Raw genomic sequence first — 22731 nt, forward strand, 5'->3', positions numbered from 1 at the left:
GACGGCATTCGAAACTGGGCTATCTCAGCCCCATGGAGTTCGAGGCCCGCGCTATGCTAGCTTAACCAGCTGTCCACGAAACCGGCAGCAGGCCATGAGGGGCCGATGGACGCCAGACGCAGCTTGACCCTCAGCCCGTTCGTTTTCGCGCTGTGCTACGGCATATTCGGTGCCGCCTATATCCTGTTCAGCGACCGGATTCTGACCGGCCTCGCCGGTGATTACGCGCACTATCACCAGTTCCAGACCGCCAAGGGCTGGTGCTTCATCCTGTTCACCGCGCTCGGCCTGTGGGGGCTGATGCGCTGGGCCTGGGCGCGGCTTTCGCGCGCGGCCGAGGTGGCGATCAAGGCGGAAGACCAGTTGTTGCTGGCCTTGACGGCCGCGGGCGGGTTGGTCTGGCAGGCCCGCCACAGGTCCAGGGACGGGGCGCCCGAAGCGGACACGATGGAATGGCAGATGACGGGCGGCCTTGCCCGGCAGCTTGGATTGCCCGAGGGGCGATGGCTCGGGCTTGAAGAAATCGCCCGCCACCTGCATCCGGCCGATCTGCCCGCCTTTCGGCGCCAGTTCGAGGGCTCAGGGGCCTATCGCCCCGACGAGACGGAAAGCCTTGTGCGCTTCGACATGCCCGACAGGAGCCATCGCTGGATCAAGCTGGTGCCCGACAGCCGCAGCGGCGCGGGCACGGCCGAGGCGCCGATGGTCGGCGTGGCCTTCGATCTGACCCGACAGCAGGAAGTGTCGCAGGATCTGGCCGAGGTGATCTTCGGCGCCGGGCTGGGGACATGGCGGCTTGATGTCGCCACTGGCAAGAACCAGATCAACGACCGCTATGCCGAGATGCTGGGCTATCGTCTCGACGAGCTGAGCCCGATGACCGAGGCGCGGTTCTTCGATCTCGTTCACCCCGAAGATGCCGCAAAGCTGCGCGCGAGCGTCGCGGCACGGGCGATCACCGGAGATCACACCTATGCCGACGAAATCCGTTTGCGCCACAAGGATGGCCACTGGGTCTGGATCCTGAGCCGCTGCCGCCCCGTCGATTATGCCGCCGATGGCACGCCGAGTGTGCTTTCTGGCGTGCATATCGACATTTCCGACCGCAAGGAGCTGGCCGAGAAACTGCAGATGGAGAGCGATTTCCTCAAACGGCTGGTGGAAACCTCGGTCTCTGGCATCATCGCGCTGAACGACAAGGGGCGGATCTATTTCGCCAACAAGGAGGCGACCGCGATCCTTGGCCTGCCGCCCGAAAAGCTGATCGGGCTGCCGCTGGTGAATGAGCATTGGGCGGTCACGGAACTCGATGGCACGCCGCTCGCACCCGAGAATTTCCCCGCCTATCGCGTGATCGCATCGCAAGCCACGGTGCGCGACCGCCGCGTCTCGATCCGCAGGCACGATGGCCGGACCCGGTCGATCTCGATCACCGCCGCGCCGATGCGAATGCCCGATGGCCGGATTCAGGTGGTGTCCACGATCACCGACATCACCGCGCAACTGGCCAACGAGGATCTGTTGCGCGACGCGGCCGCCGAGGCCACCCAAGCCGCGCTGCATGACCCGGTGACCGGGCTGCCGAACCGGGAGTTGTTCGAGGATGCGCTGGCCGCCGCGATCGCCAGCGCGAAACGGACCAACGGGCATTTGCTGAATGTGTTTCTCGATCTCGACAACTTCAAGCAGGTCAACGACCGCTTCGGCCATCATGCGGGCGACCTGTTGATCTGCAAGGTGGCGGAACGGCTGGAGGACATCCGGCAGGGGCCGCAGGTTCTGGCGCGCGTCGCAGGCGACGAATTCACCTTCCTGCACCCCTGTGCCCCCGGCGAGGATACACGCGACGTGCTGGCCCTTCTGGCCTCGGTCTTCGAGCCGCCCTTCGACCTTGGCGGCTTTGTCGTGCATGTCACCGTCAGCATGGGGCTCAGCGTCTATCCCGAGGATGCGACCTCGTGCGAGGAGCTGTGGCTGAATGCCGATCTGGCGATGTATGAGGCGAAGGCGCGCGGGCGCAACCAGATCGTGCGCTTCACCGCCGCGCTGCGCGAGCGCGAGACCGAGGAGGCGCGGATCGCGCAGATCCTGCAACGCGCGCTCAAGGCCCGCGCCTTCGAGATCGTGCTGATGCCGCTGGTCGATCTGCAAGCGGGCGATCGGATTGTCGGCGCCGAGGCGCTCTTGCGCAGCACCGATCCCGATTTGCAGGGTATTGGTCCGGCGGTGTTCCTGCCCGTGGCCGCGCGTACCGGCCTGCTGCGGGCGCTCGATCTTCTGGTGGTGGACAGGGTTGGCGCGGCCAAGGCGCGGCTGCGCGCCGCGGGCCACGCGCTGCGCATCTCGATCAACCTGTCGCCGGAAAGCCTGCAGGAGATGGGCTTTGGCGTTGAACTGCTCGCGCATCTGGATCGGGCGAAGCTTACGGCAGTTGATGTGCGGTTCGAGTTGACGGAAGGGGCGCTCGTCGATCTGACGAGCCCCGCGCGTGAAGTTCTGGACCTGCTGCACGGCCGGGGCTTCGAGCTCTCGGCCGACGATTTCGGCACCGGCTATTCTTCGCTCAGCTACCTGCACAAACTGCGTCTGAGCGAGCTCAAGATCGATCGCAGTTTCGTGCAGCGGCTCGAGGCGGTGGAAGACCCTTCGGATGAAATCGTCCGCGCGATCCTGGCGATGGGACAAGCGCTGGGGCTGTGCGTCTTGGCCGAAGGGATCGAGACCGAGGCGCAACGCGATTGGCTTTCCCGCCACGGCTGCGCGCTGGGTCAGGGGTATCTCTTCGGCAAGGGCGTCGATCTTGACGTCTTCATGTGCCAGCATCTGGCATCGGCGAAAGTTCAAAGCGCCTGAAACGCACCGAAGAGGCGCAGCGCCAAGTCCCAGCCACATGGAACCCGTGCGACCGACCAACAATCCGGACGAGGCGCCGCTTCCAAGATACTCGGCCGTCAGCCTTTTCGCGCGCGGCAGCGACGGCCGAATGGTCCTTCCTGCGGGCGCTTTTCGAGTATGGGCCGTCGCCGCCCCATTGAGTTCGTCGGTTCCAGCCGGGCGCCTGAACGGCGATTTTCCTTCTGTAGTTTCAGAAGGAGGCCGTGAGGGCGGATGGAGGCGACGGTCTTGGTGGCCGGATCGATGTGATCCCGCGGACACGGGGGTGGGCGCACGGTCGGAGCAAGCTGATCAAGGCCAAGCCGAAGACAGGCTCGCCCATCGTCGACGAGGCGCTTTTGCGCATCGCCGCGCTTTACAAGATCGAGAATGCCATTCGGGGCGCCGCGCCCGACCGACGCCGGGCGATGCGGCAGGACCTCTCCCGCCCGTTGGTGACGCGTTCTTCCTCTGGCTCGCGGCCCGGGCCAAACGGGTCTCGAGCAAAACCGACCTCGGCAAGGCGATGATCTACATGCTCAAGCGCGAGGATGGCTTCCGGTGTCCGGGGCTTACGCGGCGCCACGGTCCCCTGCCATCCCCGACGATGGCCGGGTCGACATGGACTCGAACCTGGCCGAGAACGCCATCCGCAGCCCGGCGATGAACCGCCGCAACGCGCACCCGTCCGCTCGCTCCGCCGACGCCGGCAAGAAAAATATCAATGTCGATGGCATCGCCCCCAACCCAACTCGACGGTTCCCAAGCTGACATCGTTTGAGCGGGCGGGCTTTGCAGGGCTTTCCGGCCGGGCCTGCGGGACGCGGGGTATGGCGTATTGAGATCGCCCAGTGATCACGCGTCCCGAAGTTCAAACGCCTTCCGGCGCGTCGGACTTGGTCGGCGTCACCGCCTTGGGCACCGTGCTGCCAGCGCCACGCCCCCCCGGTTTGCGGAACGATAGTCCGTTGCGAAAGCTCGGCTTCGAGGCCGGTTGCGCCAGAAATTCCTTCAGATCGAGCTGTTTCTTCGGGGTCGAATAGCCCATGGCGTCGCTCCTTGCGGTGAAAGGGCGGAAGCGGCGGTGAGGACCGCGCCGCTTCCCTCCCGGTGATGCGCTCGGCGAAGAGGGACAGCACTTGCCGCCCTCCTTCAGCCGTTACGTTGTCACCGGAACTCGGATTGCGTTGCATGCCCGTTGAAGGACCGGATCGGGTCCAGCGCCGGACGGTTTTGGCGGCGCGGTCCTTGCGGCAATGTGCCTTGGCCCAGGCGCTCGAAGAACTCCCGCCAGCCAAGACCGGTCTGTGCTGGGCGCGCATGCGGGAAACGGGCCTTGGGCGAGGTGCCCAGGGCGGTTCTGTGGGTCGTCATTTGACTCTTTCCGCCGGCCCGGGTGTCGGGCTCGGCCAGGGGGATCATCGCGCGGGCTGCTTTGCGGGCTTTGCCAGCGCGTCGCGGGCCAGCCGTGCCGCCTTGAGGGCGGCGCTGCGATCGGCGCGCTTCGTCGCTTCCGTCTCGATGATCAGCTTTGCAGCAGCGGCCGTCTTGTCATGCGGCGTCTGCGGTGCAAGGGGGATCTCCCGGAACAGGCCGGGAGATGGATTGGTGCGCAGGCGCGACATCCGCTGTCGTCCGCGATCGGTCAGGCTCAGGCCAGCGCCAGATTGCAAGCCGACTTGCGGCCATCGCGGCCGGACTCGACCTCGAAAGTCACCTTGGCGCCATCGGCCAGGCGCGCGATGCCGGCGCGTTCGACCGCCGAGACGTGAACGAACACGTCCTGCGCGCCGCCTTCCGGCTCGATGAAGCCGAAGCCTTTGTTCTGGTTGAAAAACTTCACGGTGCCATTGGCCATCGTGTTTACTCCTTCAGGGGAATGCTGCCCACAGAATGCGGCAGCTCGGCTTGGTCAGACGAGAGAGCAGACTGAAGCCGATGAAGGAGACAGGGTGCGGTCGAGAAAAACTTCGCTGCCGCCTTCATAGCGGGTTTTGCAGATTTTGCAACGAGTCTTTCGTGGTTTTCAAAACAATCGCTTGCGAAGTCACGGCGCCAGGATGCAGCCGGAAGTTGCGTGCCACCGATGTCCTCATATCGGTCGCCAATCGCCAGCCTTCGCTTTCCGGATAGCCGCCGCGCCGAAATCGCCCCAGCATGGTCGGGCCGCGGGGATGCGGCGAAGCGCAAGGAGGGCGCATGAGCCCGGACCAGATCGTTGCCCTTGTCCTTGCCCTGACCGGCCCGCCCGCCACCGATCCGTTGTTTCCGCTGATCGCGGCCGGGGGGGCCGATCCACGCTATCCCGTTCACGCCGCCGCCTGTCCGCGCCCGCTTGCGCCCTTCGAGATCGAGGGCAAGACGGTCGCTTGCGGCAGCGTCGATGTGCCCGAAGATCACGATCACCCCGAAGGGCGGCGGTTGGCCTTGAGTTTCATGATCTTCAAGTCGCGCTCGCTGGTGCCGGCGCCAGATGCGGTGGTGCATCTGCATGGCGGCCCCGGCTCGGGGATCGTCGAACGGGTGGCGCTGACCGCGACGATGTTCGAGCAGATCCGGGCAAGGCGCGATGTGGTGGCCTTTGACCAGCGCGGCGTCGATACCTCGGCGGGGGCGGCGTCGCGGTGCTGGGACACCTTGGCCTCTGACCCGAAAGGGCTGGCCGAGGCCGCGAAAGGGGCCGCTGTGCCGGGGTTGCAGGACCGCCTGACCCGCGCCTGCCTTGCGGAAATCGCCGCCTCGGGTGCGGATATCGCGCAGATCAACACCGCGCAGAACGCCCGCGACGTGGCGGCGGTGATGCATACGCTGGGCTATCCGGTCTACAACGCCTATGGCATTTCCTATGGCACGAAACTGGCGCAGGAGGTGATGCGCACCGCGCCCGAGGGGCTGCGGGCGGTGGTGCTTGACAGTGTCGCCCCGGTGCAGGAACCGATCTACGATACGCTGGCGCTGCCCCATGCCGAGGCGATCCAGAATATCTTTGACGCCTGCAGTGCCGATCCCCGCTGTGCCGCCGCCTATCCCGATCTGCGCGCCCGGTTCTGGGCGCTGATGGCGCGGCTTGAAACCGATCCCGTCGCCGCGCCCGCAGGGCCGGTGACGCAAGATGTGCTCTTCACGCTCGTTGACGGCCGCAACGATTACAAGGCGCAGCTGCAGGGGCTGACCGGCTATGTGCCGCAAATCGTGGCCGAGTTGGAGCGGGGCGAGACGAAGACGCTGATGGCCGTGCAAGAGGGGCACATCGCGCTGCATCCGACGCCCGAGAGCGCCTTGGCCGGGCTGACGGGGCAGGGGGGAGAGGCGACAGCCCTTGCCCGCGCGGCGCTGCGCATCGCGCAGATGCAGGTGCTGTCCGATGCCAATCTGACCGAGGCGCTCACCGCGCTTGAAACCACCCGCCGTGCAGAAGAGCTGCACACGGGGCCCGTCGAGGCCTTCGAGGCGGCACTGACAGCGGCCGCGCAGGCGCTGCCCGATGCGCAGGCCAAGGTGGCCTTCGGCGCCGCGTATCTGCGCCTGCGCAAGGGCGACCCCGCGCTTTCCCCGCTTCTGGCGCTGATCGATACGCATTTCCCCGCGCCCGAGGTGGCGCGGCTGCGGGCCTTGGCCGAGGGGCTTTCGCCCGCGCAGCTGGCGCAGGTCTTTGCCCGGATCGGCGCCGACAACCGCGCGCTCGACCGGGTGTTGCTGAGCGGTTTTCAGACCCAGATGTTCGCCTGTCAGGAGGATATGGACATCAATTCCCCGGCCGGGGCGGCGGCGGTCAGCGCGCGGCTGCAGCGCGACTTCGGTTGGCCCGCCAGTCTGACCACGGCTTTCGAGGGGATCGTGACCGAGGGGTTTTACAAACCCTGCGCCGCCTTCACGCCCCATCCGCGCAAGGGGTTTCACGATCCGGTCACCGCCGCGATTCCGACGCTGGTGCTGCAAGGCACGATGGACACCCAGACCGCGCCAAGCTGGGGGGCGGAGATGGTCGCCTCGCTGCCGAAGGGGCGGCTTGTCGTGCTGCCTGAAAGCGGCCATGGCACGCTCGCCTTTTCGCAATGCGCCCGCGATCTGGGCGTGGCCTTCCTTGAAGACCCGAACGCCCCGCTCGACACCCGCTGCGCCGCCACGCTGGCGCCCGCCTTCCTTTTGCCTGACGGGAGTTTCTCGAAATGATCCTTTCCCCGATTTCCGCACTTGCAGTCTATCTCGTCTGGCAGGCGATCACGATCGGCCTGATGTGGGCGGGCAAATCGGGGGCCGAGATCGACCTCTTCGATCTGGTGGGGCACGGTATCAGCCCCGCGCTTGGGGCCGCGAGCCTGTTTCTGGTTGCGGTGCTGTGGCGCTTTGGCTGGGCGCGGGCGGTGGGGCTGCGCCATTGGCCCGCGCAGAGCAGCCTCAAGATCGTCTGGCCGTGGCTTTTGTTCGTGGCCCTTCTGCTGCTGGCCGCGCTGGCCAAGGGGCTGCCCCCCGGCCCGGTTCTGGCGTTTCTGGCGCTCAACACCGCGCTTGTGGGCTTTTCCGAAGAGGTGATGCTGCGCGGCATCGTTGCGCAGGGGGTTTACACCCGGCTGGGGTTCTGGCCCGCCGTGCTGGGCTCGACCGCACTTTTTGGCGCCATGCATCTCCTCAACGTCAGTCTGACCGGCGACATGATGGGCGCGGTGGCGCAGGCAACGGCGGCGTGCCTCTCGGGGCTGTTCCTGATGGCGGTACGGCTGCGCACGGGATCGCTCTGGACCGGGATCGTGCTGCATGGGCTTTGGGATTTTGCCACCTTTCTCGTGGCTTACGGGGCAGCCCCTGCCCCGGGGGAGGCTGCCCCCTCGGCTTGGATGGCGACGGGACTTGCGGCTCCCTTCGCGCTGATTGCGGTTTTCCTGCTGCGCCCGAAGGGCCGGGCCGGGATGCGGGGGTTTGACTGATGGTCAGACCGCCTTGCCCCGCCCCCCCTTGCCCTGCGCGGCCGCTCCCCATCCAACCCTGACGGAGGTTCCGATGACATTTCCCCCCCTGACCCGTTCGGCGCTCGCGCTTTGTGTCGCGACGCTGGCCCTTGCGCCCAGCGTCACGCTGGCCGAGATCGTGGCCGAACCGCAACTGGCCAAGATCTGCCTTGGAGCAGCGGCGGAGAAACTCGGCACCCGGCCGGGCAATCTGATGACGCTTCCGGTCGAGCGCAGCCGGGGCAAATACACCGTCAACGGCCAGAGCGACGGCGGCGCGGTGCGGATGTTCAGCTGCACCTTTGACAAACACCGCAAGATGACCGGGCTGACCATCGACGGCGTGGCCGAGGCGGCAGCGGCGGCGGATGTGGGCGGTGCCCCCCGCGCGGCGCTCGACAAATGCCTCGAGATGATCGGCGTGCCCGCCACAATCGAAACCGTCAGCGCGCTCAAACCCGGTTTCTTCGAGATCATCCTGCGCGAAAGCGCCTCGAAACGCCGCGTCGCCTGCACCGTGCCCGGTGATGGGCACGAGACCAGCGACTGGGTCGAGCTGAACTGAGGAAAGGGCCGCGCCATGACACCCGATCAGATCATCGCCACCGTCATGGCGCTGCTGAGCGCCGCCCCGCAAGCGGCACCAAACCTGCCGCTGCCCGGGGCCGATCCGCGCTATCCGGTCACGCTTGACGCCTGTCCGCGGCCGCTGCCTGCGGGCGAGGTCGAGGGCAAGACGGTGATCTGCGGCCATGTCTCGGTGCCGGAAAACCATGCAAAGCCCGAGGGCAAGCGGATCTCGCTCGCCTTCGCCGTGCTCAAGGCGCGCTCGCTGTCGCCCGCGCCCGATCCGCTTGTCTATCTGCACGGCGGGCCGGGGGGCGGGGCGGTCAAGGATCTGTGGTCAATCGTCGTGCCGATCTTTGATCGTCACCGGGCGCGGCGCGACGTGGTGACCTTCGATCAGCGCGCGGCCGGGATTTCCTCGGACATGGTGACCTGTTTCGACACGCTTGGCGCCAATATCGTGTCGCTGATGGCGCCGGGCAAAAGCGGGCAAGACCCGGAGATGCCCGCGCTTGTGGCCGATTGTCTGGCCGAGCTGAAGGCCAAGGGCACCGACATCACGCAATACAACACCACCCAGAACGCCCATGACACGCAGGCGCTGATGCGGGGCCTCGGCTATGCGGATTGGAACCTTTACGGCATTTCCTACGGCACGCAGCTGGCGCTTGAGGTGATGCGCTCCGCGCCCGAGGGGACGCGGTCGGTGGTGATCGACAGCGTGTTTCCGCCCGATGTGCGCGGCTATGATGAAAACGTCAAACCGCTGCAGGAATCGTTGCAGGCGATGCTCGATCAATGTGCAACTGACGCCGCCTGCGCCAAGGCCTATCCGGACCTGCCCGCGACGCTCGACCGGGTGGCGGCGAAGTTGCAAAAGACCCCGATCCCGGCGGCGCGGGGGCGGGCGGCGATCGACATCAAGGCCCTCGCGGATCTTCTGGACAGCCGCAACGGCTCGCGTGCCACGCCGGGCATCACCGCGCATCTGCCGCTGATCCTGACTGAACTCGACCGGGGCGAGACAACGACCTGGGATCTGCTGGCCTCGGGCGGCACGGTGAAGCCCCCCAGCACCGCCGAGCGCCTCGCCCCCTATTCCGCGCGGCTGACGCCCGAGCAAAAGGCCCTCGCCGCGCTGCTGCTCGAACAGGCCAGCGCCGCCAAGACCACCGATCTGGCGCGGGACGGCGCGCTCTCGGCGCTGTCGGATTCGCTCGCCCGCACCGCCGCCGGTGGCACCGATCTGGCCAAACGCCTTGACGCCGAGATGACCCGCGCGATCATCGCCACCGGCTCGCGCGAGGCGATGCTGGACTTTGTGCGCGCCTATGCGGCGCTCGCCACCCGGCCCCCCAGCCGCGACGCCTTTGGCACGCTTGTGCGCGATCACCTGCCCGCCGCCGATCAGGCCCCGATCCTCGCCCTTCTTGATCTGATGAACGAGGCCGACATCCGCGCCGCCCATGCGGCGGTGTCGAGCGAGGCGCGGACCGCCTATTCCAGCATCGTGTTCCTGCTTGATCTGATGGTGATCGCCTGTCAGGAGGATTTCCCCTTCAACAGCCGGGCCGGGTTCGACGCCTATAATGCGACGCTGAAATGGCCATGGCTGATGGCCTCGGCCAAGGCCGACACCAGCGCCTACGAGATCTGCCCGATGTTCACGCCGGCGCCGCGCGCGGGCTTTCTGGAACCCGTCCACAGCGACATTCCCACGCTTGTCCTTTACGGGCTGAACGACACCCAGACCTCCTCGGCCGATGCCCGCCACGCCGCCGAAACGCTGAGCCACGCCACCGCGTTGGCGGTGCCCGAGGCGGGCCACGGCGCGGTGATCTTTTCCGATTGCGCCAAGGATATCGGTCTGGCCTTTGTCGAGCGCCCCGAAACGCCCCCCGATGCCCGCTGTCTGGCCGATCTGCACCCGGCCTTTGTGCTGCCGAAATAGCGAGGGCCGCGTTTCGCATATCGTATAGCCAGACCCGCGCTTGAGGAGGAGGCTGAACCATCCCGTGTCGGGATCCCGTTTCAGACCAGAGGAACTTTTCATGCGTGTTCTCTCCGTCCTCCTCGCGGCCGCCTTGGCATTGATGCCCGTATCCGCACAACCGGTGCGCGCCGACGACAAATCCGATGCGGTCGTGGCCGGGGCGATCCTTGGCGCGCTGATCGCCGGGGCCGCCGCCAAGAACGCCCGCAAGTCGCAGCGCTTCGATTACGCCCACGACACGATCTTCTTTCCGCCGGGGCGGCAGGGCTGGATGTGCTACGTCAACGCCCGCCAATGCTATGTGAAGGGGCATTATTCCGCCTCGGCCACCCGCGAAATCTTTCATTGAGGTAAAACGATGAACCCCCAAGTCCTGATCCCCGTCGCGCTGATGCTTGGTCTTTCGGCGCCGCTTGCGCTGGCCGAAACCGCCACCTCGCCCGAAACCGCAACGCCCGCCGCCCAGACGCAGGTGCCCGCCTCGGTCACCATCGACGGCGCGATCAGCGCGCAGGCGGAAAAGATCGTCGCGGGCACACTCGATACGGCGAAATTCGACCAGCTCAAGGTGATCGCGCATCAAAAGGCGGTGGTGATGCAATGCGATGCCTTCAATCTTGATCCGACGAAATACAGCCTCATCCTGGCCGGGGTCTATCCGACGGCGAAAGAATTCGATGCGCTCGAGGAAAAGGCGCAGATCCGCTATCAGTCGGTGGTGATGCTGACGATGGGGATGCTGATCGGGGGCGATCTGGCCGGGGCGGCGACGGACAGCGCCGCCTATTGCGCCGCCGCCGAGGAAGAACGCGGGCAGGATGACACGATCTGGGCGAAGCCGTGATCCTTGGACCCCGACCCGGCCTCCGGGCGCGGGGATCCTGTCGGCATGAAGGAGCGCAGGATGCGACGGATCTGGGCAGGGCCGCTGCTGGCGGCGCTGGTTGCCTCCCCGGCGCTGGCCGATTTTGCCGATGGTCTGTCGGGCGGGCCGGATTTCTGGGCGGTGACCGGGCTTGAGGCGGGCGAGACACTCGCTCTGCGCGCCGAGGCCTCGGCCCGTGCCCGCGCGCTTGGGAAACTTGCGCCGGGCGAGGTGGTGCGCAACAAGGGCTGTGCGATGGCGGCGGGGGCGCGGTGGTGCCTGGTCGATACGCCATCCGGCCCGGGCTGGGTCGAAGGCCGCTTTTTGCGCGAATCCGCGCCGCCGGGTCTCGATGACAGCCTGCCCGAACCGCCCCTGCTGACAGCGCCCCCGGGCCTGCCCGCAGGCAATGGCGAGCCCTTCACCGCCTTCGGCACGCTGGCTTGCACGACGCATCGCGGACAGCCAAGCGGCACCTGCGCTTTCGGCGTGATCCGCACCGGGCCGGGGGGCGCAAGTCTTTGGGTCGCGCTGCCTGCGGGCGGGCAACGCACCATCCTGTTCGAAGCGGGCAAGCCGGTTTTCACCGACGGCGAGGGCCGCCCCGCGTTCACGATGGAAGACGATCTCTTCCTCATCCGCATCGGGCCCGAACGGTTCGAAGTCCCCCGGGCTGTGATCGACGGCGGCTGAGAGCGCAGGCGTATTGGTGGCCCGTCGGCGGCGGAAACCTTGCGCTGCACTTTGCACAGGGGGCCGGAATGGACTGCGCGCGCCTCTCGCTGCGGTGCACTCTCGGTTTGAACCGCGGCGGGTTTGCCGGAGGCGGCAAAGCCATGCGCCAGACCGGGGTTCACCCGATGCCAGAGCGCTTCGTCTTCCCGATCCGCGCCCGGCTCGGGCTCGAAGAGGATCGGCAGGAACTCGGGGTTCACGATCTGCCCAAGCGCCACACCGCGCGCAGAGGCGTAAAGCTCGGCGGCCAGACCTTCGTTGCCCCGGCCTGCGGTGGTGGCAATGACGGTCAGCCCGCCCGCGCGCTTCGCCATGCTCGATTGCAGCGCTTCCCAAAGCTCGCGCCCCTGCCAGACGTGAATCTCGTCAGAGAGAACGAAGGTGGGCGTCGTGCCGTGCTGCGCGCGCCCATCCGAGGACACCGCCTTCAGCGCCGAGCCGTCGCGGGTGCTCTTGATCGCCTTCGGTGCGTTATGGGCGTCATAAAGCCGGGTCACGGCCTCAAGGCGCCGGTCTTGCCGGATGATCTCGGCCGCTTCGCGAAAGCCGATGCCCGCCTGTTCGCGATCCGAGGCGGCAAAGATGATCTGCCCGGCGGGCACCCGTTCCGGGCCAAGCAAGTGCAACAGCGCGAGCGCGGCGGCGAGCGAGGTCTTGCGGTTGCCGCGCGGGATCATCAGGAAGACCATCTTCACGACGCGGGCGCCCTGTGCATCGCGCGGGCCATAGATGCGCCGAACGATCCGCTCTTGCCAGGGCGCAAGCTGAAAGGCGCGCTTCGGCGCGGTGCTGGCCGGGTGGCGCAGGCGTCGCAAGAACTGCACCGCCCGCTCGCCCGCGCCCAGCGGGTCGTCGATCGGCGAGCCGTCAAAGACCCAGGTCGGATAGGTGCTTTGGCTCGTCATTTTTGACCAACTCCAAAACACTCGAACGAATCGTTGTGCTCGCGATATGTATGAACTACATACACACTATGAACATCTCGAATAATGCACACTGAAGGGACACTAGGAGATTTGATATCATGAAGGGAATAGTTGTGACTGCTGCAAACCCCATACTTATCAATGACGCGCACACCGCCGTTAAGAATATCGAGAATTTTCAAGACGAAGCGCAAAAGCTGCTGCATCGTCTTTCTCAATTCCGGGCATGGTATGCTATTAAGCGGCCAGATGGAGAGTGGATCTTCGCACCGTCCAAGTTCATTGGCTACGTTGACCTGGCGGCCAATACCTACAGTCAGTTTGAAGCGCAGATGAACGGGCGTGACACTGAGGCGCTCTTGCAAAATTGGTTTGAGGAGGAGCCAGACAACACACCGACCGGCCGCGAACTCCATGCTAAGCTGGCTCAGTTTTTGGGCAAGTTTGGCAAAAAGAAGAATAGCAAAACGCGGATTAGCCTCATAGCGACCGAACCGGAAAGCAGTGACGAAAATCACTTGGAACTTAAGGTGGTCGAGTTGATTGATGGTATTTCGAAGCTGCTTTCGCCAAGTGCTCGAGCGGAGCTGCGCAAGCGTATGCGCTGACCTCTTAGGATTAAACGGCAAGTGGGTCATCCTCGTCTAATGCGCTCGGATCACCGGAAATGATCCGGGCGCGTGAGGTCGGCGTGAGACCATATTCCGAGGCGAGTTGCCGGGCGGTCTGGGCAGCGCGGTTCCAGATACCGAAGGCGGTCTTGTCGATCACCCCGCCTGCCGCCGTGCGATCGGCTTCGATCTGCCGACAGATGCCCACGGCCGAACAATAGGCTTCGACGCCCGCCAGATCGGCACGGGTGACGATCCGGCGCGCGATCAGTTGCGGAAAGATGCGCTTCCATTCCGCCTTCGCGTGCAACGAGAGATAGGCGGGCGCGGGCGGCACCTTCGTCAGCGCCTCGGCATCGGGCTTGAGCGCGGGCTTCACCCCGCGAAGGGTGACGGCGCTCATGCGACCACCGCCCGCAGCTCAAGGCCGCGCCTGCGCCCGATCTCGGCAATGGCGACGATGTTCCATGCCGTGCCATCGTGAAGGATGCGATCGGCCACCGACACGCCCGGCACCCAGCGCAGAAGGAACACCGCGTTCTTCGTGGTGGCCTCGGTCGCGGCGGTCAGGAACTCGGACACGCCCGCCTGACGCAGCTCGGCCCGGCCTTGCGCATAGGTCGCCCAGGTGGTCGTGACGGCGCCCGAAGTCGCGACTGTCTCGGTCAGCCGTTGCAGGGCGATGCGGTTTTGAAGCTTTCCGGCCTGCATCGTCACACCCGCCACCGGACAACGGCCTCAAGCGCCATCGCGCCATGTGTCAGCGTCAGCTCGGGTTGCGGATCGCGCAGCCAGACCATGCGCGGTTGCGCCCAGTCGTCGAGGCTGATTTCCGCCGTGTCCTTCGGTCCGAACTCCAGCGCGCCATAGATCGCCGCCCCGATCTGGCGCGCGGTGTCGGCACCGTCTTCCTGCGCCCAGATATGCAGCGTCAGGAACACCCGCGCGAGACGTTGCGAACCGGCCGCGCAGCCCAGGAACTCGGTGCGGGCATCGCCCAGCACCACCGAAGGCAGGCGCTCGGGGCGGATGCTGCCTGCGCGAATGTTCGCGGGTTGCAGATGGGCCAGCACCTCGGGCGCGTCGATCAGCGCCGCCCGCACGGCGGTTTGAAAGGCAAGGGCCGGGTCAAGCATGATCCCCCCCTTGCGCGGCCTTGCGCACGGCTTGCCCGACGGCGCGGGCAATCCGACGCCGGGCGCGATCCTCTGTCAGACGCGCAGCGGGCAGAAGGAAGGGTTGCGCCGCGGTGCCGGGGTGATGCGTGCCCGCGAACTGCCCGGCGTTCACATGCGGCTTCGTGCCGAACTCGACAAGGTGGCCGTGGCGCTGTTCGGGATTGCCCACGGTGACAAGCGCCTGATTGGCGCCCGCGGTGCGACGGCCACCGCCTTCGGCATAAGCCGGGGTCTCGGCGCCGGGCGGGGTCACGACGATAGAGGCTTTCAGATCACCCTCGGCCTCGGGGGCAAGGCTGCGGGCGGTGGCGGCGAGGTCTTCGGCCGCCTGCACCACGGCGGGGCGCAGGGCTTCCAGAACGGTCGCAGGAATCGCTTCAAGGCGCCGTGCCAGCCGGGCGGCTTGGGCGTTCAGGTCAAGCTCGGCCATGTCAGACCACCCAGACCCGGTGCGGTTGCAAGAGGTCATGCACCCCGAACGGCACGGCATAGGGCGCACCCCCGGCCTGCGCGGTCTCGCGGGTCTCATACCAGTAAGCGGCGAGCATCAGCACCGCTTGCCGGATCGCGGCCGGAAGGGGGTCGGTCAGAGGTGAACCGATGAAGCTTGCGACATGGGCTTCGGCGGCCTCGATCTGGTGCGACAAAAGCGCATCGTCGAGGTCATGGTCGAGGTTGAGCTGGGCTTTCAGCTCGGGCACGGTAACGGAAGGCATACTCGAAAACTCGTCAAAGAAGGTGTGTGTAATAATGTAACACACCCTGTCAACGGTTTGAAGAGTCTGCGAAAAAGTTATTTAGCGCCCATCCTGCGCGGACCTCCCCCCGCCGGTCCGGGCCAAGGGTGGAAGTTGGGAGGTGCGCCCCCGTGCGCGCAAGTTGTTGCTTCGCGGACTGCCTTACTTGTCACGAGACGAAATAGACGCCATATCAATCCTTAGCAGACTCGCACCAGCAAGGTCAGGTGTGGGGATGGGTCGGAGGATGTGAAATTGTTTGTTCCGCGAGCAGACAACCACTCGCTAGTCGAGGCGGTTTTTGGTTTTGTATTTGAAAAGCATTGGGCGCCGGAGCAGTTTCTGGCGTTAAAGCAAAATCATGACGTCTGGAAGGAGCATTTGCCAAGATCGAATGATGTTCAGCAGCATCAGGTAACGTTTGGCCCGACGGGAATCCTAATACCGCAATTCGTCCCGGCATCAGGTGTGATATTCGATCGCGTTAAGCCGGATGGAACTATCGCCCTGCGGTTGTCGTTTGAAAACAACACCGTTTTTTTTAATTGTTTAACGTATACGCGCTGGGCTGATATTTGGCCTCTTGCTCAGGATGTATTGAGTAAATCGCTTTCAGTAGTGGCCTCTGTTGGCGGCTCTCAGGCGCCGCTGATCGCGCGAGAAATTATATATCAAACTATTGACGTTTTTGGTTGGCATGGTGGCAAAGATCAATACGACGTTTCAGAGTTGCTGAATGTCGATGGCGAGTATGTTCCGCGCAGATTGCTTGGCGGAGGCAGTGCTTGGCATTTGTATCAAGGTTGGTTTGAGAAATGGAATAACCTTGATGCGGGTGCGTTGCTAAATCGAATCCACTTTGATGCAGTTAATGAGCCGACGATTGAAGTTAGAATGGACTCTACGCTTGCGCTCAGACTTGAAAATGGGATTCGCGTTTTGAATGGTGATGGCTCCTTGGGGGATGCCTGCATTGTTTTTGATAAGTTGCACGAGAGCAATAAATCGATATTGAAGAAGTTTCTATCGCAAGCTATGATCAAGAAAATAAACTTGGGGTGATCTGGATGGATGGGGCATTTTGTGCTGCGACATACGACTATCCTTCTTCTCGCTCGATCTATGTGGATCTAGAGCCGGAGTCCAAAACTGACCACTCGCTAAGTCGTCTTGCTTCCAAAGCTGTCTTGGGTGATTGCCCGGTTGCAGGCTTTGGCGGAACTGCGCTTCTTACAGCGGCTGCGGCCTCATTGGTAACCCTTTGTTCACTGCCGTCTCCGACAATGGCCGCGCTCAACCCACGGGACAGCGCGCACATCATGTCTTCCTACCTTTTTGCACCGCAGCGTTTCTCTGATGCATGCAAGGAGATGAGCTCTTTTTACGAGCTGGAAGACGGCTGGGACGGGATTGGAAGCTTGGCTCCGACACGTTCGACTATAGGCTCCGCGTTGGCTTTCTTGGCTGCATTGCCTGGCACTCTCCCAGCGCCTGAAGCTGGAGCAACTGCAGATGGTGATGCTGAGTGGTATTGGCGAACCCCAAAAGGTTCAGGGACTGTTAGCTTTATTGAAAGTAGGATGACTTATTTTTTTCGAAATGGCCCTATAAAGACTAAAGATGCGGTTGAGTTCGATATGCGAAGCATCCCGAGCGAACTGCTTTCAGCTATAGCCTCTCTCTAGTGGTGCTCTTTTGAGTGCTAATTGTAAACATGTTCCCAAAATGGCTTCGATATTTGGGCCAGTAAGCGCTTCCGAGGAAGTCGGTAGATTAGTATCTAGCCCCAAACACTTCGGGAATAATGGGCCTAAGCCTAGCGTTTTGCCATTTAAACACCTCAGGGAAGGATTGTCTGTCTTTCGGTTGGGACTTTTGAAGCAGGAGGAGTTCGAGGAAATCGCAAGAAGAATATCCTTGACTATTCCTAAGGGCGATAACGTCCCAGCTGGAGTGATTGTGGCTGCAGTTTCAAAGATAGGTGAAATTTTGGATGATAGCGGGAGGGGTGCTCTTTGCGTTCACGAAGACGCCAGTCCGGCCTCTGATCTGGTCCCGGAAAATCAAGCTCACGCGATAATTAAGGCTGTTGACGAATATAATGACGAAGATTTGCTTGGTTTTCGAGATGCGCTTTGGGAAATCATGAAGGAAAATTTTGTGCCTATGGCTGATATTAAGCACAAAGATGACTGACGAGCCTCATGGCACGTTTATCGCAGGAGCTTGTCTCTCCTCCCGTTGTTTCACCCGGTCATGGCAGGGCTTGCAAAGGGCTTGCCAGTTGTAGCGGTCCCAGAAGAGCGCCTTGTTCCCCTTGTGCGGGGTGATGTGATCGACCACGGTCGCCACCGCCCCGCAGATCGCACAGCACGGGTGCGCTTCAAGGAAGGCCGCGCGCTCTTTCTCCCAATCGGTCGTGTAACCGCGTTCGCGGGCCGAGGGGCGTTTCGCATCGTGGCGGCGCTTGCGGGCGCGGTCGGCGTCTTTCTGGCAAGTGCAGCGCTCGCCATGCGGCACAAGGCGGCCACAGGCGCAGATATGGGGCGGGCGGGGCATGTCAGGTCATCGCTTTCAGACGGCGCAGGCCCTCGCGGTCAAAGGCCGGGTCGAAGCCCAGCTCTTCGATCTCGCGCAGCCGCGCGGGGGTGTAGGTGTCGGGGCCGGGACCGGCGGGACCGCTGGGACCGGCGTTGCCCTCGCCACCGTTCAGCGCGATCAGATGCGCAAGCTTGCCGTCGAGCGCCTGCGCGATCTCGGTCGGTGTTGCGGCCCAGGTCTCGGCCGGGCTCCAGCCAAGCCAGCCCGTGCCGAAGCGGTAAAGCTCGGCATAGGCGTCCGCCCAGGGCTTCGACTGTGCCGGGGCGGTGGTCTCGGCCGTCTCGGTCATCGGGGCAAGGAAGAGGGTCAGAAGCGCACTCAGGGGCGCGGTGACGGCCTCTTTCACCACCGCAATGGGGGCGGCAGCGAAAGAGGCCAGAAGGGCCTCGGCGGCGTTGCGATCAACCGCCGAAGCCCGGATGATCGCCTGAACGGTCTGCAAGCGGAACTGCCCGAGCCCAAGGAGAAGACCCGGCCAGCCATCGTGCAGGCGTTCAAGCGTCATCGCCGCGCGCAGCGAGGGGCGCAGCACCACGGCCCAACCCCCGTGATGCAAAGTCACCTCTTCGCTGCGCGCAAGCGGGGTCATGGTTCAGGCAGCGAGCTTGAGCTTCACCAGCGCCTCGCCCAGCGTCACCCGGCCACCGACACGGCGGCGGGCGTGCAGCTTGACGATGCCGTTCGCCGCGCCGGTGTAATCGTCGCGCATGACGCTGAAGCCGGTATGGTCGGCGATCGTGTAACCCTCGGCGAAGTCCCCGAAGACGATCGGCGTCTTGCCCGCGGTCGCATCGTCCATGTCGGGCGCCTCATAGACCGGGCGGCCGAGCAACAGCGACGGCTGACTTGCGGCCAGCCCGCTTTGCCACAGAAGTTGCCCGTCGAGGTCGGCCAGCTTGCGGATGCTCGCCATCGTCTTGCGGTTCATCAGCCACGCGCCATTCTGTGCATAGGGCGTCTTCACCGCATAGAAGAGGTCCAGCAGCTGGGCCGGGGACAGGGTCGGCGCGTCAAGTTCCTGCACCTCGGTCGAGGTCAGCACCCCCTCGGCGGCGGTGGTGCCGTTCCCCTTGACGAACCATTGCGCTTCAAGCTGGCCGAAGCGGCGGGCGATATGGGCGCTCAGATAGCCGTTCAGATCGACCTGCGCATCTTCGAGCAGCACACGCGTCACCGGCACGATCACCGCCATCTCATGCGGCTTGAGGTCGATCTGTTCGAAGGTCGGCTCGGATTCCGGGCGCGCAGCGGTCTCGGTCACATGGGCGGGCTGCACCTCGTTCACCAGCCGGGGCAGTTGCAGCAGCGGCCCGCTCATGGAAATGACCGAGGCAAGGCCGCGCACCGGCGATTGTTCGGCGATCTTTTCGATGATCGCGGTCGAGACGGTTTCGGGGGCAAGGATGCCGCCGGTCGAGGGGGCGCCATAGGCGAGGCTCTTCGTCTCGGATTTGTCGCCGGTGCGCAGGTAATGCACGAAGCCCTTCACCTCGTCGGCGGCCATGATCGGGCTTTGCACGCCGGTCACGGCCAGGCTCGGGCGGTTCGTCTTCGCTTCGAGCTTGTCGAGGCGGGCCTTGATCTCGTCAAAGGCTTTGGTGTCGATCTGCGGCGCTTGGGCCGGGGTGTCTTCTTGTTCCATCTGTGTGAACTCCGAATTGCAATGCGTTGATTTCAAAGAGGTGATCTGCGCGCCCGGATGCGCCGGGACGGCAACAATGCTGATTTCGTGCAGCTCAAGCGCGGTGATCCGGCGGCCCCGGCCTTCGCGCTTGGCATCCTTGGTGACAAAGCCGATCGACAGGCCCGAGACGGCGCCCGCCTTGACCATCGCGCGCACCTCGCGGGCGCGTTCAACGTCGTCGATCAACAGGCGCCCCTTCACCGTCAGACCGGCCTCGGTCTCGGTGATCCGGTCCCAGACGCCAATCACCTGCGCCTGATCATGGGCAAAGAGCATCGGCAGGGCGGCGGGGGCGGTGAAGGCGCCTTTCACGATCACGTCGCCCACGCGGTCGGCAGAGCCGAAGGGCCAGGCAATCCCGGTGATCTCGCCCGCCTCGGTCACGGCGAGCTGCGCCTTGATTTCGAGCCGGTCGGTCATGGCTTGACCTCAACACCGCTCCAGCGCGCATCCATGATCGCGAAGGCGAGCGGGAAGACCTCGGCCAGCGGGCGGTTTTCGGCATAGGCGGCGCAAAGGTGCTTGGCTTCCTCGGGGGGCATCCCCGCGCCGATCAGGCCAAGGCGGATCACCTGCGCGAGCACCTGCACCGGGAAGGCCATGTTGACGAGCTGGGCATAGAGCGCGCCGGTGCCAAGGCCGGTCAGGCGCTCCAGCTCGGTCAACATCGGGTCGGTCAGGGTGAAGGCGCGCTCGGCATCGCCAAAGAAGGCGCGCAGGGTGATGCGGTCAGTCATGCGGGACATCCTCGGGGGCAGGATCAGCCACCGGATCAACCGCAGGGGCGGCGCCGGTGGTGGTGTAGGGGTTTTGCAGCGTGTCGCCATCGGCGCGCGGCGGCAGGTTCAGACCGGCCCGCACCTCGTTGGCGGTCATCGCGCCCATGCTGCGATACTGCCCATAGGCGGCGGCACGGGCGGCGGTGTCGGTGGTGGTCAGATCATCCGTGACGAACTCGACATAAAGGCGGCGGCGTTCCTCGGGCGAAAGCAGGCAGCGCGCATAGGCCCAGGACCAGGACGCAAGCCACGGCTTCAGCGTCACTTGCAGGAATTGCCGGGCCATCTCTTCGGTATTGCTCCAGGTGCCCCGCGTCAGCTCGAAGAGCATCGTCGGCGGCACCCGGAAGGCACGGGCAATCTCGCGGATCTGTTCCAGACGGTTCTCGGCAAATTGCGTGTCGGCGAGCGTCATCGTCACCGCTTCATAGCTCATGCCTTCGTCAAGAATCGCGGTGCCGCCCGAACGGCCTGCGCCATGCGCCGCCGTCCAGCTTGTCGCAAGCTTCGCCTTGGCTTCGTCGCCGAGGGTCTTTTCGGTCTTCAGGATGCCGCCGGGCTTGCCTCCGTTCGCAAAGAGCTTGGCGATATGTTCTTCAAAGGCGAGGGCAAGACCGATCGCCTCGCGGCCAAGCGTGATCGGCGAGGCACCTCCGAAGGCGCTCACATGCAGAATGTCGGTGAAGGGGTAGCGGTGGCGGCCATCGGCGAGCTGCACCAGATAGGCCGGTTCGCCGAAGTCGTCGGTTTCGACCTGAACCATGTGCGGTTCGAGCCGATGCAGCTCGACAGGGTCGCCGGTGGCATTGCGCACGACAAGGGCGAAGCCGTGGCCGCGCAACAGCGCATCGGTGGTAAGTTGCACCCGCAGCGCCTCGGCCGAGGTCCAGGGGTTTGCCTCGTCATGGATCAGCGAAAAGGCCGCGTGATCGGTGACGCTCGCGCGCCCCTCTTTCTCGAAGAGCTTCGCGGGCAGCGAGCCCACCGTCTCGGCGATCAGCGCCACCGCACAGGCGACGGCAGGCACACGCAACGCGCTTTCGGTGGTGACGGTCTTGCCCGTCAGTGTCGGGGCAAGTCCGAACAGCGGAAGGGCGGCAGGCGTCGAAACGCCCACCGCCTTTTTCTGAAATGCAGAAAGGAACTTTTGAAACATCGCAACTGAAAACAGGGACACTCGTATGGGTATCAAGATACCACATGCCTGAATCCAGCCGCAAGGAAAATGTTATATTATATCTTTATTTGAGGTCGTAATCGGGCAGAGCATCAATGACCCGCGCCTTCGCAAGAATTGTCACGTCCCCGTAGTTCTCGCCTGCCGTCCGGCCCGAATGCCCCTGCATGGCGTCGATCACGCGCATCGTCAGACCGAGTTCAAGCGCTTGGGTTTTCAGACGATGCCGCCACCCGTAATTCGGGCGCACACCTTTCGGGACCAGCTTCAGACTGTGCAGCCACTTCCCGAGTTCGTCGGATATGTTCTGAGCCGCATCTGCGAAACGGCCGGGTTCGGTTGCGCCGTGAAAAAGCGGCCCCGGCGCGGAAGCTTGAACAAACGCAATGAAGCCGAGAGCGATCACCTGTCGATGCAACGGAATATCCCGGTAGCCCCCGGCTTTGACGGTGCCAGCGTCAGGGGTAATCCTTGCGATCCAACGCCCCCCTTCCTCGCGAATGTCTTCTTTCCGAAGCTGAGTGATCTCAGAAATGCGTGCCCCCGAAAAGGCTGCGAGCAGGGGCGCCCAGAGCTTCGCCGCCGTCATGTGAGGGGTTTCGCGCACATAGCCAAACTGATTGGGCTTCGGCACATGGGCGCGGCATGCGCGCAGAACAGCGAGCGCTTCGGCGTCGGTGTATCCTGTTTCCCGGCTGTTCACGCGCTTCGGCTTCGGTTGTCGAACCTTCTCGGCCACGTTTTCGGGCAGGAGTTCATTCTCATGCGCCCAAGCGAAAACGGACCGCACCGTCGAGAGATAGATGTCGCTCACAGTCTTCGCCGAGAGTTTTTCAACGCCCAACAGGTGATCTCGCCATGCGAGCAAGTCTTTCTTCGTGACCTGCCTCGCATCGTCGTGACGCAGAAACGTGCGCAAGTGCCGGAACACTGCTGCTGTGACCCCCGATGTTCATCCGGCTGAAACCAGAGTCCTTTGCTGAATTTGGCGCGGTTGCGCCGACGGAGCAATGGGCGATCTGCGCAGCCGTTCAGTTGCGCGAAGCTGATCGCCCATT

27 protein-coding genes and 2 pseudogenes are annotated in these 22731 nt (G+C 64.2%); 13 read left to right on the forward strand and 16 right to left on the reverse strand.

Annotated features, from left to right (window positions below; genetic code table 11):
* Positions 1 to 105: 105 nt before the first annotated feature.
* Both C8J30_RS17230 and C8J30_RS17235 read left to right on the forward strand, forming a co-directional pair.
* Positions 106 to 2853 carry a putative bifunctional diguanylate cyclase/phosphodiesterase gene (locus C8J30_RS17230; RefSeq protein ID WP_110807211.1) on the forward strand — a complete coding sequence of 916 codons (2748 nt, stop codon included), beginning with the start codon at positions 106 to 108 and terminating at the stop codon, positions 2851 to 2853.
* Between the two features lie 308 nt (positions 2854 to 3161).
* A pseudogene (locus tag C8J30_RS17235) lies at positions 3162 to 3555 on the forward strand (IS66 family transposase); the annotation flags it as partial.
* A gap of 190 nt (positions 3556 to 3745) precedes the next feature.
* On the opposite strand, the gene C8J30_RS18765 reads toward C8J30_RS17235, so the two are convergent.
* The 4 genes from C8J30_RS18765 to C8J30_RS17245 all read right to left on the reverse strand — a co-directional run bounded on the left by C8J30_RS18765 (position 3746) and on the right by C8J30_RS17245 (position 4732).
* Positions 3746 to 3922, reverse strand: coding sequence for a hypothetical protein (locus C8J30_RS18765; protein WP_181420941.1), 177 nt, complete (start codon positions 3920 to 3922; stop codon positions 3746 to 3748).
* Between the two features lie 119 nt (positions 3923 to 4041).
* Positions 4042 to 4296 carry a hypothetical protein gene (locus tag C8J30_RS18415; protein ID WP_146227953.1) on the reverse strand — a complete coding sequence of 85 codons (255 nt, stop codon included), beginning with the start codon at positions 4294 to 4296 and terminating at the stop codon, positions 4042 to 4044.
* Positions 4293 to 4499 (reverse strand): hypothetical protein, encoded by a 207-nt coding sequence (locus tag C8J30_RS17240; protein WP_110807212.1) that lies wholly within the window; start codon positions 4497 to 4499, stop codon positions 4293 to 4295. Before C8J30_RS17240 ends, C8J30_RS18415 begins: the two co-directional genes overlap by 4 nt.
* A gap of 26 nt (positions 4500 to 4525) precedes the next feature.
* Positions 4526 to 4732, reverse strand: a complete 207-nt coding sequence (locus C8J30_RS17245) for a cold-shock protein (protein WP_110807214.1) — start codon at positions 4730 to 4732, stop codon at positions 4526 to 4528.
* A gap of 341 nt (positions 4733 to 5073) precedes the next feature.
* Here C8J30_RS17245 and C8J30_RS17250 point away from each other — a divergent pair, with 341 nt between their 5' ends.
* The 7 genes from C8J30_RS17250 (at position 5074) to C8J30_RS18770 (ending at position 11938) form a co-directional block, all read left to right on the forward strand.
* Positions 5074 to 7047 carry an alpha/beta fold hydrolase gene (locus tag C8J30_RS17250; protein ID WP_181420942.1) on the forward strand — a complete coding sequence of 658 codons (1974 nt, stop codon included), beginning with the start codon at positions 5074 to 5076 and terminating at the stop codon, positions 7045 to 7047.
* Positions 7044 to 7799 carry a CPBP family intramembrane glutamic endopeptidase gene (locus C8J30_RS17255; protein WP_110807218.1) on the forward strand — a complete coding sequence of 252 codons (756 nt, stop codon included), beginning with the start codon at positions 7044 to 7046 and terminating at the stop codon, positions 7797 to 7799. Before C8J30_RS17250 ends, C8J30_RS17255 begins: the two co-directional genes overlap by 4 nt.
* Positions 7800 to 7872: 73 nt before the next feature.
* Positions 7873 to 8385 (forward strand): hypothetical protein, encoded by a 513-nt coding sequence (locus tag C8J30_RS17260; protein ID WP_110807220.1) that lies wholly within the window; start codon positions 7873 to 7875, stop codon positions 8383 to 8385.
* 15 nt (positions 8386 to 8400) lie between these two features.
* The gene (locus C8J30_RS17265; protein WP_110807222.1) at positions 8401 to 10338 is read left to right on the forward strand and encodes an alpha/beta fold hydrolase; all 1938 of its coding nucleotides are present in this window, start codon (positions 8401 to 8403) and stop codon (positions 10336 to 10338) included.
* Between the two features lie 100 nt (positions 10339 to 10438).
* Complete coding sequence (locus tag C8J30_RS17270) at positions 10439 to 10729, forward strand: hypothetical protein (protein ID WP_146227954.1); 291 nt, start codon at positions 10439 to 10441, stop codon at positions 10727 to 10729.
* A gap of 9 nt (positions 10730 to 10738) precedes the next feature.
* Positions 10739 to 11224 carry a hypothetical protein gene (locus C8J30_RS17275; RefSeq protein WP_110807226.1) on the forward strand — a complete coding sequence of 162 codons (486 nt, stop codon included), beginning with the start codon at positions 10739 to 10741 and terminating at the stop codon, positions 11222 to 11224.
* A 60-nt stretch (positions 11225 to 11284) separates the two neighbouring features.
* A complete protein-coding gene (locus tag C8J30_RS18770; protein ID WP_181420943.1) occupies positions 11285 to 11938 on the forward strand; it encodes an SH3 domain-containing protein in 654 nt (217 codons plus the stop codon).
* A gap of 323 nt (positions 11939 to 12261) precedes the next feature.
* Here C8J30_RS18770 and C8J30_RS17280 read toward each other — a convergent pair.
* Positions 12262 to 12885: pseudogene (locus tag C8J30_RS17280) on the reverse strand (terminase large subunit domain-containing protein); the annotation flags it as partial.
* Positions 12886 to 13004: 119 nt separating this feature from the next.
* Here C8J30_RS17280 and C8J30_RS17285 point away from each other — a divergent pair.
* Entirely contained in the window at positions 13005 to 13514 is a 510-nt protein-coding gene (locus tag C8J30_RS17285; protein WP_110807228.1) for a hypothetical protein, read from the forward strand.
* Between the two features lie 10 nt (positions 13515 to 13524).
* Here C8J30_RS17285 and C8J30_RS17290 read toward each other — a convergent pair whose 3' ends face one another.
* The 5 genes from C8J30_RS17290 to C8J30_RS17310 are packed head-to-tail and all read right to left on the reverse strand — an operon-like array spanning position 13525 to position 15411.
* Positions 13525 to 13920, reverse strand: a complete 396-nt coding sequence (locus C8J30_RS17290; protein WP_110807238.1) for a phage terminase small subunit P27 family — start codon at positions 13918 to 13920, stop codon at positions 13525 to 13527.
* Positions 13917 to 14228, reverse strand: a complete 312-nt coding sequence (locus C8J30_RS17295) for a phage head closure protein (RefSeq protein WP_110807240.1) — start codon at positions 14226 to 14228, stop codon at positions 13917 to 13919. Before C8J30_RS17295 ends, C8J30_RS17290 begins: the two co-directional genes overlap by 4 nt.
* 2 nt (positions 14229 to 14230) lie before the next feature.
* Positions 14231 to 14653 (reverse strand): DUF3168 domain-containing protein, encoded by a 423-nt coding sequence (locus tag C8J30_RS17300; RefSeq protein WP_110807242.1) that lies wholly within the window; start codon positions 14651 to 14653, stop codon positions 14231 to 14233.
* Positions 14646 to 15125, reverse strand: coding sequence for an HK97 gp10 family phage protein (locus C8J30_RS17305; RefSeq protein ID WP_110807244.1), 480 nt, complete (start codon positions 15123 to 15125; stop codon positions 14646 to 14648). Before C8J30_RS17305 ends, C8J30_RS17300 begins: the two co-directional genes overlap by 8 nt.
* A 1-nt stretch (position 15126) precedes the next feature.
* Positions 15127 to 15411, reverse strand: coding sequence for a head-tail connector protein (locus C8J30_RS17310; protein ID WP_110807246.1), 285 nt, complete (start codon positions 15409 to 15411; stop codon positions 15127 to 15129).
* 270 nt (positions 15412 to 15681) lie between these two features.
* Here C8J30_RS17310 and C8J30_RS17315 point away from each other — a divergent pair, with 270 nt between their 5' ends.
* The 3 genes from C8J30_RS17315 (at position 15682) to C8J30_RS18425 (ending at position 17628) form a co-directional block, all read left to right on the forward strand.
* Positions 15682 to 16494: a TIGR04255 family protein gene (locus C8J30_RS17315; protein ID WP_110807247.1), complete on the forward strand. Its 813-nt coding sequence runs from the start codon at positions 15682 to 15684 to the stop codon at positions 16492 to 16494.
* Positions 16491 to 17117 carry a hypothetical protein gene (locus C8J30_RS18420; protein ID WP_220033826.1) on the forward strand — a complete coding sequence of 209 codons (627 nt, stop codon included), beginning with the start codon at positions 16491 to 16493 and terminating at the stop codon, positions 17115 to 17117. The genes C8J30_RS17315 and C8J30_RS18420 overlap by 4 nt, the downstream gene beginning before the upstream one ends.
* 232 nt (positions 17118 to 17349) lie before the next feature.
* Complete coding sequence (locus C8J30_RS18425; RefSeq protein WP_146227956.1) at positions 17350 to 17628, forward strand: hypothetical protein; 279 nt, start codon at positions 17350 to 17352, stop codon at positions 17626 to 17628.
* 6 nt (positions 17629 to 17634) lie between these two features.
* On the opposite strand, the gene C8J30_RS17325 is transcribed toward C8J30_RS18425, so the two are convergent.
* The 6 genes from C8J30_RS17325 to C8J30_RS17350 form a co-directional block, all read right to left on the reverse strand.
* Entirely contained in the window at positions 17635 to 17991 is a 357-nt protein-coding gene (locus tag C8J30_RS17325) for an HNH endonuclease (protein ID WP_110807251.1), read from the reverse strand.
* A gap of 1 nt (position 17992) precedes the next feature.
* Positions 17993 to 18622: a phage tail assembly chaperone gene (locus C8J30_RS17330; RefSeq protein ID WP_110807254.1), complete on the reverse strand. Its 630-nt coding sequence runs from the start codon at positions 18620 to 18622 to the stop codon at positions 17993 to 17995.
* Positions 18623 to 18625: 3 nt separating this feature from the next.
* Entirely contained in the window at positions 18626 to 20137 is a 1512-nt protein-coding gene (locus tag C8J30_RS17335) for a phage major capsid protein (RefSeq protein ID WP_110807256.1), read from the reverse strand.
* On the reverse strand, positions 20134 to 20454 hold the full coding sequence (locus tag C8J30_RS17340; protein WP_110807258.1) for a gene transfer agent family protein: 321 nt from the start codon (positions 20452 to 20454) through the stop codon (positions 20134 to 20136). The genes C8J30_RS17335 and C8J30_RS17340 overlap by 4 nt, the downstream gene beginning before the upstream one ends.
* Entirely contained in the window at positions 20447 to 21613 is a 1167-nt protein-coding gene (locus C8J30_RS17345; protein WP_245909912.1) for a phage portal protein, read from the reverse strand. Before C8J30_RS17345 ends, C8J30_RS17340 begins: the two co-directional genes overlap by 8 nt.
* A 124-nt stretch (positions 21614 to 21737) precedes the next feature.
* Positions 21738 to 22592 (reverse strand): site-specific integrase, encoded by an 855-nt coding sequence (locus C8J30_RS17350; protein WP_220033827.1) that lies wholly within the window; start codon positions 22590 to 22592, stop codon positions 21738 to 21740.
* Positions 22593 to 22731: the final 139 nt, after the last annotated feature.

Source organism: Rhodobacter viridis, assembly GCF_003217355.1.
Lineage (GTDB): Bacteria > Pseudomonadota > Alphaproteobacteria > Rhodobacterales > Rhodobacteraceae > Rhodobacter > Rhodobacter viridis.